Below are 255 nucleotides of genomic sequence, written 5' to 3' on the forward strand. Positions count from 1 at the left end.
CTGTTTGCTCCCCACGCTTTCGCGCCTCAGCGTCAGTTACAGACCAGAGAGTCGCCTTCGCCACTGGTGTTCCTCCACATATCTACGCATTTCACCGCTACACGTGGAATTCCACTCTCCTCTTCTGTACTCAAGTCTCCCAGTTTCCAATGACCCTCCCCGGTTGAGCCGGGGGCTTTCACATCAGACTTAAGAAACCGCCTGCGCGCGCTTTACGCCCAATAATTCCGGACAACGCTTGCCACCTACGTATTA

General features: G+C 54.5%; 1 rRNA gene. It reads right to left on the reverse strand.

Going from position 1 to position 255, the window contains the following annotated elements:
* Nucleotides 1-255, reverse strand: a 16S ribosomal RNA gene (locus tag M3202_RS22205); the annotation flags it as partial.

The sequence above is a fragment of the Halalkalibacter oceani genome (genome assembly GCF_023715605.1).
GTDB lineage: Bacteria > Bacillota > Bacilli > Bacillales > Bacillaceae_D > Halalkalibacter > Halalkalibacter oceani.